This window comes from Agrobacterium sp. LY4 (assembly GCF_001526585.1).
GTDB classification, from domain to species: domain Bacteria; phylum Pseudomonadota; class Alphaproteobacteria; order Rhizobiales; family Rhizobiaceae; genus Agrobacterium; species Agrobacterium leguminum.
Genome location: NZ_ASYA01000012.1, coordinates 138,830 through 152,757, shown reverse-complemented (window position 1 = coordinate 152,757; position 13,928 = coordinate 138,830). Strand labels below are relative to the sequence as shown.

The following is a 13,928-nucleotide window of genomic DNA, read 5'->3' as shown; positions in this document are numbered from 1 at the left end:
ACGCTGGGTGAAATCGGGAGCTTCCAGCGCCGTTGCATCCAATGGGTGTAATATTAGTCGCAAATAAATAGCAATCCCTGCGACGGGGTTACAATAGTCAATTTTCCGTAACTGTCATGCACGGCGAAGATATCGCTGCGGGGCGATGGCAGAAAAATCCAGCAGTCAGATGAGGTTTCTGAAATGCCAAACTATCTTCACAGGGTGGAAGACGCTGCTGCGATCATCGCCGGGGCGCAGCGAATCATGGTCGTGGGCTGTTCCGGCGGGGGCAAGTCGACGCTTTCGCAGAAGCTCGCGCGCAATTTCGGGCTTCGCTACATCTCCATGGATCGAGATGTTTTCTGGCTGCCTGGCTGGCAGGTGCGCCCGCGCGAGGAGCAGCGAGAGAGGATAGCCACCATCATTACCGAGGAGCGTTGGCTGATGGACGGCAGCAATCCGTCGTCTTTCGATATACGGTTGCCGCGATCCCATATCGTTTTGTGGGTGCGCATGCCGCGCTGGCTCTGCCTGTGGGGTGCCGTTAGCCGGGCGATCAAGGGTTATGGCAAGGCCCGCCCGGAAATGGCGGAGGGGTGCCCCGAAAGAATAGACATCGAATTCCTGCGCTATATCTGGAATTTCGAGCGGCGCCATACGCCGATCTTCGAGCAGAATTTCGCGCTTTATGGTCCTGATGTGCCGGTATTCCAGCTGAAAAGCCGAAAACAGTTTCGCCGCCTTCTTGATCTTCTGCGTGTCGAGGATTAACTGCCGCTCATGCCACAGTTCGAAACGCATCGCCACGTCAAACACTCGCCCGACCGCATGTACGACCTCGTCGCCGATGTGGAGAAATATCCCCAGTTTCTGCCCCTTTGCGAGGCGCTCACCGTGCGTTCGCGCAAGGAGCGCGATGGCAAGGTGCTGCTGGTGGCGGATATGACGGTGGGCTACAAGGCCATTCGCGAAACCTTCACCACGCAGGTGCTGCTGAACCCGGCCGAGCGCGCCATCGACGTGAAATATATCGACGGCCCTTTCAAATATCTCGACAATCGCTGGCGTTTCGAGGCCTCGGACGAGGGCGGATCGGCCATTCATTTCTTCATCGATTATGAGTTCAAGAACCGTCTGCTCGGCGCAGTCATGGGGTCGATGTTCGACCGGGCCTTCCGCATGTTCGCGGAAGCCTTCGAAACGCGTGCCGATAAAATTTATACGGACCCGGCCTGATTGAGGGCAATCAGCATCTCCAGCGCCGTCCTCACCGTCGCAAGCCGGATTTCGGTGCGGCCGATCTCACCATAACGCATTTCCTTATGCAGGCTGCCGCCATTGCGCGCCTTGGCGGCCAGATGCACCAGCCCAACCGGCTTGTCGGCGGAACCACCACCCGGACCGGCAATACCGGTTACCGCCACCGCAAAATCCGCCCGTGAACGAAACAGGGCGCCATGCGCCATCTGCAGCGCCGTCTGTCGGGAAACCGCGCCGAAATTCGCCAGCGTCTCGACGCTAACCCCCAGCATGTCCATCTTGGCTTCATTGGTATAGGTGACAAAACCACGATCGACGACAGCGGAGGAGCCGGCAATCTCCGTCAGGGCACCGGCGATCAGGCCGCCAGTGCAGCTTTCCGCGGTCGAGACCATGAAACCATGCGCGGTGAAATCGACAATGATCTGTCGCGCCAGCTCTTCTATGTCGGCGGGAAAAAGGCTCAAAGTGGTCTGCCCCTGTAAACGACGGTAGCGGTGGCGATTGCTGCGATACCCTCCCGGCGGCCGACAAAGCCGATGGTCTCATTAGTCGTCGCTTTCACCGAGCAGCGCTCAAGCGCGATGCCGAGCATGTCCGAGAGCGCTTCGCGCATGGCCTGCCGGTGCGGGCCGATGCGCGGCGCTTCCGCAATCAGCGAGACATCGGCATTCATGATCGTGCCGCCATTGTCGCGAACCACTTTGGCCGCGTGTTCGAGGAAGATGCGCGAGGCCGCTCCCTTCCATTGCGGATCGGAAGGCGGGAAGTGATCACCGATATCGCCAGCACCACAGGTGGCGAGCAGCGCATCCGTCAGCGCATGCAAAGCCACATCCGCATCCGAATGACCTTTGAGTTTCTGGTCGTGTTCGATGAAGATGCCGCACAGTGTCACGCCGTCGCCGGCCTCCAGCTGATGCACGTCGTAACCATTGCCGGTGCGCACGTCCGGCAATCCGTGGGAGAGCTTTTCATCGGCCATGGCGATATCCCGCTTGAGAGTGAGTTTTACATTGTCGACCGAACCTTCGGTCAGCGTCACCGTTAGTCCCGCCCATTCGGCAATCGAAGCATCATCGGTAAAATCGGACTTTCCGGAGGCGGCAGCCGCGCGGTGCGCGGCGAGAATATCGCCGTAGCCGAAACTCTGCGGTGTCTGCGCGGCATAAAGCCCCTGCCGGGAAACCGTCTCCACGACGCGACCATCCGAGCCGCGCTTCAGCGTGTCGGTGACGGAGAGGGCAGGCAGAACGCCACTGGCGCCGGCCCGGTGCAGGGCGACGATCCGTTCCAGCATGTCTACGGCGATGAAAGGCCGCACGGCATCATGGATCATCACATGCGTCAGCTCTTCCGAGGCGAGAGCTTCCAGCCCGGCAAGCACCGATTGCTGGCGTGTTGCGCCGCCCGTGACGGTAACGATCCGCTCTCCGGCATCAAGCCGCTGGAGGATCGGCGACAGCAGTGCCGCATCGTCTGTATGACTGACGATCACGATGGGGGAGGCATGATCCCAGTCAAGGAAGGTCGACAATGTATGCTCGATCACGGCCCTGCCTCCGATAGGGCGATATTGTTTCGGCCCTTCCTCGGGAGAGCCCGCTCTTTCTCCGCGTCCGGCGGCGACGATGACGATGCCGAGTTTCATAGTACTTTCCTGCATTGGTCTTATGCTTTGCGCGCAACCCTTAGCGGTTGACAGTCCTGCTCTAGCGTTTCAAAACCCGGATGGCCAGCCCGATAAGACGCGCATTCGCCCCTGCATGCCGCAGGATCAGCCGCCATTGCGTGTTCGAACCTGCACAAATTGCTGCCGACAGCAAAACAGGCAGGCAGTCGCCCAGCAAATAAAAGGTGCAACCCTCTAAAAGTGCTTGGCAACTGCACAAACACTGTCTAAAAATAATGCAAATAACCCTTCTGCATGAAAGATCATCAATTGCATCTTCCGGAGTTGTCAGAACCGTTCAGCATCGGCTCAGTCACGATCCGTAATCGTGCCGTGCTGGCGCCCATGTCGGGCGTGACGGATCTGCCGTTCCGGCAGCTCGCCTGGCGTTATGGCGCGGGCCTTGTCGTTACGGAAATGGTGGCAAGCCGTGAGCTCGTCGCCAACCGAGGCGAATCCTGGGCGCGGCTGAAAAATGCCGGCATGGTTCCGCATATGGTGCAGCTCGCAGGACGCGAGGCGCATTTTATGGCCGAGGCAGCGAAGATCGCGGCGGATAATGGCGCCGGCATCATCGATATCAATATGGGTTGTCCTGCCAAGAAGGTGACGGGCGGTTATTCCGGCTCGGCTTTGATGCGCGATCCCGATCATGCACTCTCGCTCATCGAGGCGACGGTCAATGCAGTCGACGTGCCTGTGACGCTGAAGATGCGGCTCGGCTGGGACGAAAACACCATCAATGCGCCGGAGATCGCCCGCCGTGCCGAAGCCGCAGGTGTTCAGCTGATCACCATTCACGGCCGCACCCGCATGCAGTTTTACGAGGGACGGGCGGACTGGGACGCCATCCGCGCCGTGCGCGAGGTGATTTCCGTGCCGCTGATCGCCAATGGCGACGTTGAAACGGCCGGGGATGCGCGCGAAATCCTGCGCCGTTCGGGTGCGGATGCCGTCATGGTCGGTCGCGGCGCGCAGGGGCAGCCCTGGCTACCGGCGGTGCTTGCCGGACATTCAGCGCCGCACCGCGACGATATTCCCGCCATCGCCATCGAACATTACGAGATGATGCTGGAATTTTACGGAAGGGAAGCCGGTCTCCGGCATGCCCGCAAACATCTTGGCTGGTATCTCGACCGTTTCGCGCCAGAGATCGCCACGACTGACAAGGCTGAAATCATGACATCGCGTGACACGGCGGAAGTGGCGGATCTGCTGCGCTCCGCCCTTAGCGAAAATGCGGGCGAAGAAGCCGCAAGGAAGGCCGCATGAGCGCTGACAAACACAGCCCGGCAGATGCAAACCCGCTCGCCATGGCGGTTCTGAATGCAGTGCAGAACCCCGTCATCCTGGTGGATGCGGAAGGTTTCATCGCCTTCGCCAACTGGGAAGCCGAAGCCTTTTTCGGGGCGAGCGCCTCCCATCTCGCGCGTTACCGCGTTTCCACCTTCATCCCCTTCGGCAGCCCGCTTCTGGCGTTGATCGATCAGGTGCGGGAGCGCCGCGCGCCGGTCAACGAATATCGCGTCGATCTGAGTTCGCCGCGTCTCGGCCAGGACAAGCTGGTCGATCTTTATGTCGCGCCCGTTGTCAGCGAGCCGGGATCGGTGGTGGTCGTCTTCCAGGAAAGATCGATGGCCGACAAGATCGACCGGCAACTGACGCATCGCGCTGCGGCGCGCTCTGTCACAGGCCTTGCCTCCATGCTCGCGCATGAGATCAAGAACCCGCTGTCCGGCATTCGAGGCGCTGCCCAATTGCTGGAGACATCGGTTGCCGATGAAGACAGGGCGCTGACGCGGCTGATCTGCGACGAGACCGACCGCATCGTCTCGCTGGTCGATCGCATGGAGGTGTTTTCCGACGAGCGGCCGGTGGATCGCGTGCCGGTCAACATCCATTCCGTGCTCGATCATGTGAAGGCCATCGCCAAGGCCGGCTTTGCCCGCAATATCAAGATCTCAGAGAATTACGACCCCTCGCTGCCGCCTGTTTATGCCAATCGTGACCAGTTGGTGCAGGTCTTTCTCAATCTGGTGAAGAATGCGGCGGAAGCCGTGGGCAATCAGCCGGATGGCGAGATCATCCTCACCACCGCCTATCGCCCCGGCATGCGGCTTTCGGTCGCCGGCAGCCGCGAGCGCATCTCGCTGCCGCTCGAATTCTGCGTGCATGACAATGGCCCGGGCGTTCCGGCCGATCTGCTGCCGCATCTTTTCGATCCCTTCATCACCACCAAGACGAATGGTTCGGGCCTCGGGCTGGCGCTTGTCGCCAAGCTGATCGGCGCCCATGGCGGCATTGTCGAATGCGACAGCCAGAACCACCGCACGACTTTCCGCGTATTGATGCCCGTCTCGCCGGAAGTGGCGCTCGACGACCGCTCTTTGCCGAACACGACAGGAAATGACCAATGACAGCTACGATCCTCGTCGCCGATGATGATGCCGCAATCCGCACGGTGCTGAACCAGGCGCTGAGCCGCGCCGGTTACGACGTGCGCATCACCTCCAATGCCGCCACGCTCTGGCGCTGGGTTTCGGCGGGTGAGGGCGATCTTGTCGTAACCGATGTCGTGATGCCGGATGAAAACGCCTTTGACCTGCTGCCGCGCATCAAGAAGGCCCGCCCGGACCTGCCGGTTCTGGTCATGAGTGCGCAGAACACCTTCATGACGGCCATCAAGGCCTCGGAAAAAGGCGCTTACGACTATCTGCCGAAGCCCTTCGACCTGACGGAACTGATCGCCATCATCGGCCGCGCTTTGTCGGAGCCGAAGCGCAAGCCGGCGAAGCTCGATGACGACATGCAGGACGGTATGCCGCTCGTTGGCCGCTCTGCCGCGATGCAGGAAATCTACCGCGTTCTCGCCCGCCTGATGCAGACCGACCTGACGCTGATGATAACGGGCGAATCCGGTACGGGTAAGGAACTGGTGGCGCGCGCGCTGCATGACTACGGCAAGCGCCGCAACGGCCCCTTCGTCGCCATCAACATGGCAGCTATTCCGCGCGACCTGATCGAATCCGAACTCTTCGGCCATGAGAAGGGCGCCTTCACCGGCGCGCAGAACCGTTCGACCGGCCGTTTCGAACAGGCCGAGGGCGGCACGCTCTTCCTCGATGAAATCGGTGACATGCCGATGGATGCCCAGACACGGCTGCTGCGCGTATTGCAGCAGGGCGAATATACCACGGTGGGCGGTCGCACGCCGATCCGCACCGATGTCCGCATCGTCGCCGCCACCAACAAGGACCTGAAGCAGTCGATCAATCAGGGCCTTTTCCGCGAAGACCTCTATTATCGCCTGAACGTCGTGCCGCTGCGGCTGCCGCCGCTGCGTGACCGCGCCGAGGATATTCCCGATCTGGTGCGCCATTTCATCCAGCAGGGCGAGAAGGAAGGTCTGGAAGGCAAGCGTTTCGAGAGCGAGGCGCTGGAGGTCATGAAGGCCTACGCCTGGCCGGGCAACGTGCGCGAGCTGGAAAACCTGATCCGCCGCCTGATGGCGCTTTATCCGCAGGAAGTCATCACCCGCGAGATCATCGAGCAGGAACTGCAATCGGATGTTCCCGACAGCCCGCTCGACAAGATGGCGGTTCGCACCGGTTCGCTCACCATTTCGCAGGCGGTGGAAGAAAATATGCGGGATTATTTCGCCAGTTTCGGCGATGGCCTGCCGCCGCCCGGCCTTTACGACCGCGTTCTGCGCGAACTCGAATATCCGCTGATTCTAGCGGCTCTGACTGCGACGCGCGGCAACCAGATCAAGGCTGCCGATCTTCTCGGCCTGAACCGCAATACGCTGCGCAAGAAAATCCGCGAGCTTGGCGTTTCCGTTTATCGCAGCTCCCGCCCAACCTGAGAATGTTGACAAGGCCGCATTTGTCGTTGCACTTTCGCCACATTGTGTTGCTTGAAAAACACTAGGAAGGAAAGAGATTCGCCAGTCTGAGGCGCGTCTCGCCTGACTTCAGAAATGTGGTGCTGGCTGGCCAGCGATTGGGAGTAGTGCATGCGGAAACCCGCCGCCGAAAACGCCGTTGCCGATGAAGCAGCGGGCATGGTGGTTGCCGATCGCAGGATGTCTTTCGCTTTGCCGGGGCTGGTGCTCGCCGGCGTCGCTCTCGTTTGCGCCATCCTCACCCTGTTCGTACTTCTGGGCGTCACGCCAATCGCGCCGACATCGAACGTCGTCATCGCCTCCGTCGTCATCAATTCGATCTTCGTGATCGGCCTGATCTTCCTCATCGGGCGCGAAATCAACCGGCTGCTGAAAGCGCGTAAAAAGGGCAGGGCGGCTGCTCGTCTGCATGTGCGCATCGTCGTGCTTTTCTCCATCGTGGCGATTACGCCCGCGGTGCTCGTCGCCATCTTCGCCAGTCTGACGCTGAATGTAGGCCTTGACCGCTGGTTTTCGCTGCGCACGCAGTCGATTGTCGATTCATCGAGCAATATCGCCCAGGCCTATATGATGGAGAATGCCGGTTATCTTCAGGGTCAGACCCTGTCGATGGCGACCGACCTCGACCGCAACCGTGCGCTTTTTTATCTGGATCGTACCGGCTTCGTCGATCTGATGACCCGTCAGGCCAAGGGACGCGGCCTTCTCGGCGCGTTTCTGGTGCAGGAGGACGGCGACGCCGTTGCTCAGGCCGACATCAAGACCGAAAAACCGCTTCCCGCCATCCCGCATGACGCGCTTGAAAAGGCGGCCGCCGGCCAGCCGACGCTGATACCGCCCGGTATCACCAACCTCGTCGGCGCCATTATCAAGCTCGAAGGCATCAGCGGCACCTTCCTTTACACGGTGCGCGCCGTCGATCCCAAGGTGATGGGCGCGATGCGGCTGATGGAAGAGAACCGCGCCGAATACAAGGCGATGGAGGCAGGCCGCGCGCCGCTGCAGATCGCCTTTGCAATTCTTTATCTCGGTTTCGCGCTGATCGTGCTTCTCGCCGCCATCTGGACGGCGATTGCGGTTGCCGACCGTATCGTGCGGCCGATCCGTCTCCTCATCAGTGCGGCAGACAGTGTCGCCACCGGCAACATGCATGTGCTGGTTCCCGTCCGCGCGGTCGATGGCGACGTCGGGCGACTGTCGCGCACCTTCAACAAGATGGTCTCGGAACTGCGCAGTCAGCAGGAACAGATCATCGAGGCCAAGGACGATATTGACGACCGCCGCCGCTTCATCGAGGCCGTGCTGTCAGGCGTTACCGCCGCCGTCATCGGTGTCGATGAGAACCGCAGGATCACCATCGTCAATCCGTCGGGTGAAGAATTCCTGGCGCAGACCTCCGAGCAGCTTATCGGCGCGCAATTGTCGGAGATCGCGCCCGAAATCGAACAGGTCGTCAACGAGGCCAATACCTGGTCACGCGGCAATTTCCGCAAGCAGATCAACATCATGCGGCGGGGCAAGGAACGGACGCTGAATGTGCAGGTGACCCGTGAGGACGCCCGCGACAGCCGTGACAGCTACGTCATCACCCTCGACGACATCACCGATCTCGTCATCGCCCAGCGTTCGACCGCATGGTCGGATGTGGCGCGCCGCATCGCGCATGAGATTAAGAACCCGCTGACGCCGATCCAGCTTTCCGCCGAGCGTATCAAGCGTCGTTTCGGCAAGCAGATCGACGAGAGCGACCGTGCCGTCTTCGACCAGTGTACGGACACCATCGTCCGGCAGGTCGGTGATATCGGCCGGATGGTGGACGAATTCTCGGCTTTTGCGCGCATGCCGAAGCCGACGAAGGAAAAGTCGGATCTGCGGGCGATCCTGAAGGATGCGGCGTTCCTGAGGGAAATCAGCGCTGCCGATACAAAGTTTGCGACAGAACTGGGCGATACCCCGCTGGAGGGCATGTTCGATGCCCGCATGCTGGGTCAGGCCTTCGGCAATCTCATCAAAAATGCGACGGAAGCCATCGAGGCGGTGGAAGGCGAAAAGCGGCCGGGTAAAATTCTGGTGCGCGCCGCTTTCGACGAGGCCAATTCGCGTTTCGTGGCTGACATCATCGACAATGGCCGCGGCCTTCCCGTCGAGAACCGTCACCGCATTCTCGAACCTTATATGACGATGCGGGACAAGGGCACGGGCCTCGGCCTCGCCATCGTCAAGAAAATCATCGAAGAGCATGGCGGGTATCTGGAACTCCACGATGCCCCGCCGGAGTTCGATCACGGCCACGGCGCCATGATCAGAGTGCTGCTGCCCTATATCGAGGCGGTCGGCGGCGAAAATAACAAGGAAGCAGCATATGGCGTCTGATATTCTGGTCGTGGATGACGAGGCGGACATTCGCGAAATCGTAGCGGGCATTCTTTCCGATGAGGGCCACGAGACCCGCATGGCGTTCGACAGCGACAGTGCGCTGGCCGCCATTTCGGAGCGCGTGCCGCGCCTCATCTTTCTCGATATCTGGATGCAGGGCTCGAAGCTCGACGGTCTGGCGCTGCTGGATGAGATCAAGAGCCGCCATCCCGAAATCCCGGTGGTCATGATTTCCGGTCACGGCAATATCGAAACCGCCGTCAACGCCATCAAGCGCGGCGCTTTCGACTTTATCGAGAAGCCGTTCAAGGCCGACCGCCTCATTCTGATCGCCGAGCGGGCGCTGGAAAACTCCAAGCTGAAGCGTGAGGTTCAGGAACTCAAGAAGCGTACCGGTGACGCGGTAGAACTCGTCGGCGCATCGCTTGCGGTGTCGCAGCTTCGCCAGACCATCGACCGGGTTGCGCCCACCAACAGCCGCATCATGATCCTCGGCCCCTCCGGTTCCGGCAAGGAACTTGTGGCGCGCATGGTGCACAAGAAGTCCTCGCGTGCGAGCGGGCCCTTCGTGGCGCTCAACGCCGCGACGATTACCCCGGACCGCATGGAAATCGCGCTTTTCGGCACGGAGGGCCTTCCCGGACAACCGCGCAAGGTGGGCGCTCTGGAAGAAGCCCATCGCGGCGTGCTTTATCTCGATGAAGTCGGCGAAATGCCGCGCGAGACGCAGAACAAGATCCTGCGCGTGCTGGTCGATCAGCAGTTCGAGCGCGTCGGCGGCGGCAAGCGGGTGAAGGTGGATGTGCGCATCATTTCCTCGACCGCCCATCACCTCGAAAGCCTGATCGCCGAAGGCCAGTTCCGTGAAGATCTCTATCATCGCCTCGCCGTCGTGCCGGTGAAGGTGCCGGCGCTTTCCGAGCGGCGCGAGGATATTCCTTTCCTCGTCGATATGTTCATGCGCCAGATTTCCGAGCAGGCCGGCATCCGTCCGCGCAAGATCGGCGACGACGCCATGGCCGTTCTCCAGACGCATGACTGGCCGGGCAATATCCGCCAGCTCCGCAACAATATCGAGCGGTTGATGATTCTCGCTCGTCCAGAAGGCGGTGAAGCGCCGATCTCGGCCGACATGCTGCCGTCGGATATTGGCGACATGCTGCCGAAGATTTCGGCGCAGGGCGATCAGCACATCATGACCCTGCCTTTGCGCGAAGCCCGTGAAATGTTCGAGCGCGACTATCTCATGGCGCAGATCAACCGCTTCGGTGGCAATATTTCGCGAACGGCGGAATTTGTCGGCATGGAACGGTCTGCACTGCATCGCAAACTGAAATCTCTCGGCGTATAAGGAAAGAAGGCGCTTCGCCGTAACCGATTATTCCGTCAGAGAGACAGCATGAAAGTCATCATTTGCGGCGCAGGGCAGGTGGGTTACGGTATCGCCGAACAATTGTCGCGGGAAGATAATGAGGTATCGGTCATCGATACCGCCGCGCCGCTCATCACTGCCATTACCGAGACGCTGGATGTGCGCGGTTATGTCGGCCATGGCGCGCATCCCGACATGCTGGCCAAAGCCGGCGCCGACCAGGCCGACATGATTATCGCCGTGACCTTGCATGACGAGATCAACATCGTCGCCTGCGAGGTGGCGCATGCCCTGTTCAGCGTGCCGACCAAGATCGCCCGCATCCGCGACCAGAGCTATCTGAAGCCGGAATATGCCGATCTCTTCAGCCGCGAGAACATGTCCATCGACGTGACGATTTCGCCTGAAGTCGAAGTCGGCAAGATGGTGCTCCGGCGCATCGCCTTTCCGGGCGCAACGGATGTGGTGCGTTTCGCCGACGACACGATCTACATGCTGGCCATCGAATGCATGGAGGATTGCCCGGTCATCAATACGCCGTTGCAGCAGCTTTCCAGCCTCTTTCCAGACCTCATCGCCACGGTGGTGGGGGTGTATCGGGATGGTATCCTCAAGGTAGCGCATTCTTCGGAACAGTTGCGGGTGGGCGACCTTGCCTATGTCATCTGCCAGCGCCAGCACGCCCGCCGCACCTTAAGCCTTTTCGGCCATGAGGAGCAGGAAGCGCAGCGCATCGTGATTGCGGGCGCCGGCAATATCGGCCATTTCGTCGCCCGCAAGATTGAGGAAATGCAGCCGAAAACGCGGGTAAAGATCATCGAGGCGGACCGCGACAGGGCGGTTGCCGCATCCGAACAGTTAAGCCACACCATCGTCATGCACGGTTCGGCGCTCGACCAGAAAATCCTGATGCAGGCCGATATTCAGGATGCCGATCTGATGGTGACGCTCACCAATAACGATCAGACCAATATTCTGGCGGCGGTGATTGCCAAGCAGCTCGGCTGTAAATCGAATCTGGCGCTTTTGAACAGTACGTCGTTCCACGACGTCGCCCGCTCTCTGGGGCTCGATGCCTATATCAACCCGCGGGCCGTGACGATCTCCCGCGTGCTTCAGCATGTGCGCAAGGGCCGCATCCGGTCGGTCTATGCCGTCCAGCGCGGCTCGGCAGAGGTGATCGAGGCGGAAGCGCTGGAGACGTCGCCGCTGGTCGGCCAGTCCTTCCGCGACATCGATATGCCCGACGGTGTGCGCATCGGGGCGATCTATCGCGACGGCGTGGTGATCCGCCCGGATGGCAGCACGAAAATCAAGGCGAAGGACCGGGTCGTGCTGTTTGCATCCGCCGATGCGGTGCGCGACGTGGAACAACTTTTCCGTGTTTCGATACAATATTTTTGACTGTCCCGAATTGAAAATGTGGGTCAATACTCGTACTCATTCGGCTGTTTTGACCGTTGCGGAACGGAACACGATTTGATACCAGAGTTTGAGGTCGGCCAAGCGGGGGACAAGACTCGGCCGGCTTATTATTGATTGATTATTTTCCGGTATCCCTGCCGGCAAAAAAGAAAGAAGCGGCGCCATGGCGGAACGTTCTCAAAACCTTCAGGATCTCTTCCTCAATACCGTTCGTAAGCAAAAGATTTCGCTCACGATTTTCCTGATCAACGGCGTCAAGCTGACGGGCGTTGTCACTTCCTTCGACAATTTCTGCGTGCTTCTGCGCCGTGACGGTCATTCGCAGCTTGTTTACAAGCATGCGATCTCCACCATCATGCCCGGCCAGCCGATGCAGATGTTCGAAAGTGAAGAAGGCGCTGCCTGATCGGGCTCCCTCGACGGATATTCGACATAGACTGACCCGGACCGGGAACATTTCCCGTGCCGTCAGGTTAATCCCCATGGCCGCCCGCGCGGATGCGGTCGGCCGCAATCCTCTTTCTGGACAAGGCTGAACCCATTTCAACGCGCGACACCTCGAACGAATCGATTATTCCGGAGCAGGAAAAGCGCCGCGACGCCATGCGTGCGGTCGTCCTCGTGCCGGTCCTCAAGCAGCGCGAAACGCGCGACGCGGCTGCCGGCCCGGCTGCCCCCGGCCGTTCGGTCGAAGCCAAGCTTGAGGAAGCAAAAGGATTGGCGCTCGCCATCGATCTGGAAGTGACGCAGGGTCTCATCGTTCCGGTGAACCAGCCGCGCCCCGCCACGCTGTTCGGAACCGGCAAGATCGAAGAAATCGGTCATCTTCTCGACGAGACCGATTCCGGCCTGGTGATCGTCGATCATCCGCTGACCCCGGTGCAGCAGCGCAATCTCGAAAAGCAGTGGAATTGCAAGGTCATCGACCGCACGGGCCTGATCCTTGAAATCTTCGGTCGCCGCGCCTCCACAAAGGAAGGCACGCTGCAGGTCGATCTTGCGCATCTGAACTACCAGAAGGGCCGCCTCGTCCGAAGCTGGACCCACCTTGAACGCCAGCGCGGCGGTGCGGGCTTCATGGGCGGTCCGGGTGAAACCCAGATCGAAGCCGACCGCCGGCTTTTGCAGGAACGCATCGTCAAGCTGGAGCGCGAGCTGGAGCAGGTGGTGCGCACGCGCCAGCTTCACCGCGCCAAGCGTCGCAAGGTGCCGCATCCGATCGTCGCGCTGGTCGGTTACACCAATGCCGGCAAATCCACGCTGTTCAACCGCATCACCGGCGCCGGCGTTCTGGCGGAGGATATGCTGTTCGCCACGCTCGACCCGACCTTACGCCGCATGAAGTTGCCGCATGGCCGCACCGTCATCCTGTCCGATACGGTCGGTTTCATTTCCGATCTTCCGACGCATCTGGTCGCCGCTTTCCGTGCCACTCTGGAAGAGGTGCTGGAAGCCGATCTCGTTCTGCATGTGCGCGATATGTCCGATCCGGACAATGCCGCCCAGTCTGCGGATGTGCTGCGTATTCTCGGTGACCTCGGCATTGACGAGAAGGAAGCGGAAAAGCGCATCATCGAGGTCTGGAATAAGGTCGACCGTCTCGAGCCGGAAGCGCATGACGCCATCATGCAGCGCGCCGAGGGTCGTTCGGATATCCGCGCCGTTTCCGCCATCACGGGTGAGGGCGTCGATGCCCTGATGGACGAAATTTCAAAGCGTCTTTCCGGTGTTCTGACGGAAACGACCGTTGTCCTCTCCATCGAACAATTGCCGCTGATCTCCTGGGTCTACAGCAATTCCATCGTCGACAGCCGTGAAGACCATGAGGACGGATCGGTCGCGCTCGATGTGCGCCTGTCCGAAGCGCAAGCGGCCGAACTGGAACGGAAGCTTGGTAAAGTGACTATCCGCGAACGCGAGGACTGGGAGCGCTGAGC

12 protein-coding genes are annotated in these 13,928 nt (G+C 60.3%); 10 read left to right on the top strand and 2 right to left on the bottom strand.

All coding sequences use genetic code 11. The features are described 5' to 3' along the window. Window positions 1–183 precede the first annotated feature (183 nt). Together L904_RS11695 and L904_RS11690 are read left to right on the top strand one after the other, a co-directional pair. Window positions 184–753 (top strand): ATPase AAA, encoded by a 570-nt coding sequence (locus L904_RS11695; RefSeq protein ID WP_035263998.1) that lies wholly within the window; start codon window positions 184–186, stop codon window positions 751–753. Between the two features lie 9 nt (window positions 754–762). Continuing rightward, window positions 763–1,218 carry a type II toxin-antitoxin system RatA family toxin gene (locus tag L904_RS11690; RefSeq protein WP_035217445.1) on the top strand — a complete coding sequence of 152 codons (456 nt, stop codon included), beginning with the start codon at window positions 763–765 and terminating at the stop codon, window positions 1,216–1,218. On the opposite strand, the gene L904_RS11685 is transcribed toward L904_RS11690, so the two are convergent. Together L904_RS11685 and L904_RS11680 are read right to left on the bottom strand one after the other, a co-directional pair. Further along, the gene (locus tag L904_RS11685) at window positions 1,200–1,709 is read right to left on the bottom strand and encodes a CinA family protein (RefSeq protein WP_035264000.1); all 510 of its coding nucleotides are present in this window, start codon (window positions 1,707–1,709) and stop codon (window positions 1,200–1,202) included. The genes L904_RS11690 and L904_RS11685 overlap by 19 nt on opposite strands. After that, window positions 1,706–2,893 carry a bifunctional 2-C-methyl-D-erythritol 4-phosphate cytidylyltransferase/2-C-methyl-D-erythritol 2,4-cyclodiphosphate synthase gene (locus L904_RS11680; protein WP_035264003.1) on the bottom strand — a complete coding sequence of 396 codons (1,188 nt, stop codon included), beginning with the start codon at window positions 2,891–2,893 and terminating at the stop codon, window positions 1,706–1,708. The genes L904_RS11685 and L904_RS11680 overlap by 4 nt, the downstream gene beginning before the upstream one ends. Before the next feature lie 276 nt (window positions 2,894–3,169). On the opposite strand from L904_RS11680, the gene dusB reads away from it, so the two are divergent. The 8 genes from dusB (at window position 3,170) to hflX (ending at window position 13,926) form a co-directional block, all read left to right on the top strand. Continuing rightward, window positions 3,170–4,186 carry a tRNA dihydrouridine synthase DusB gene (dusB, locus tag L904_RS11675; RefSeq protein WP_035264006.1) on the top strand — a complete coding sequence of 339 codons (1,017 nt, stop codon included), beginning with the start codon at window positions 3,170–3,172 and terminating at the stop codon, window positions 4,184–4,186. Next, window positions 4,183–5,331, top strand: coding sequence for a nitrogen regulation protein NR(II) (locus L904_RS11670; RefSeq protein ID WP_035264009.1), 1,149 nt, complete (start codon window positions 4,183–4,185; stop codon window positions 5,329–5,331). The genes dusB and L904_RS11670 overlap by 4 nt, the downstream gene beginning before the upstream one ends. Next, a complete protein-coding gene (ntrC, locus tag L904_RS11665) occupies window positions 5,328–6,779 on the top strand; it encodes a nitrogen regulation protein NR(I) (RefSeq protein WP_003521350.1) in 1,452 nt (483 codons plus the stop codon). Before L904_RS11670 ends, ntrC begins: the two co-directional genes overlap by 4 nt. A 150-nt stretch (window positions 6,780–6,929) precedes the next feature. Continuing rightward, on the top strand, window positions 6,930–9,191 hold the full coding sequence (locus tag L904_RS11660) for a PAS domain-containing sensor histidine kinase (protein ID WP_035264012.1): 2,262 nt from the start codon (window positions 6,930–6,932) through the stop codon (window positions 9,189–9,191). Then, complete coding sequence (locus L904_RS11655; protein ID WP_003521348.1) at window positions 9,181–10,545, top strand: sigma-54 dependent transcriptional regulator; 1,365 nt, start codon at window positions 9,181–9,183, stop codon at window positions 10,543–10,545. The genes L904_RS11660 and L904_RS11655 overlap by 11 nt, the downstream gene beginning before the upstream one ends. Before the next feature lie 48 nt (window positions 10,546–10,593). Further along, entirely contained in the window at window positions 10,594–11,970 is a 1,377-nt protein-coding gene (gene trkA, locus L904_RS11650) for a Trk system potassium transporter TrkA (RefSeq protein WP_035264014.1), read from the top strand. 184 nt (window positions 11,971–12,154) lie between these two features. Continuing rightward, a complete protein-coding gene (gene hfq / locus L904_RS11645; RefSeq protein ID WP_003496145.1) occupies window positions 12,155–12,397 on the top strand; it encodes an RNA chaperone Hfq in 243 nt (80 codons plus the stop codon). Window positions 12,398–12,489: 92 nt separating this feature from the next. Beyond that, window positions 12,490–13,926: a GTPase HflX gene (gene hflX, locus L904_RS11640; RefSeq protein ID WP_196248075.1), complete on the top strand. Its 1,437-nt coding sequence runs from the start codon at window positions 12,490–12,492 to the stop codon at window positions 13,924–13,926. Window positions 13,927–13,928 lie beyond the last annotated feature (2 nt).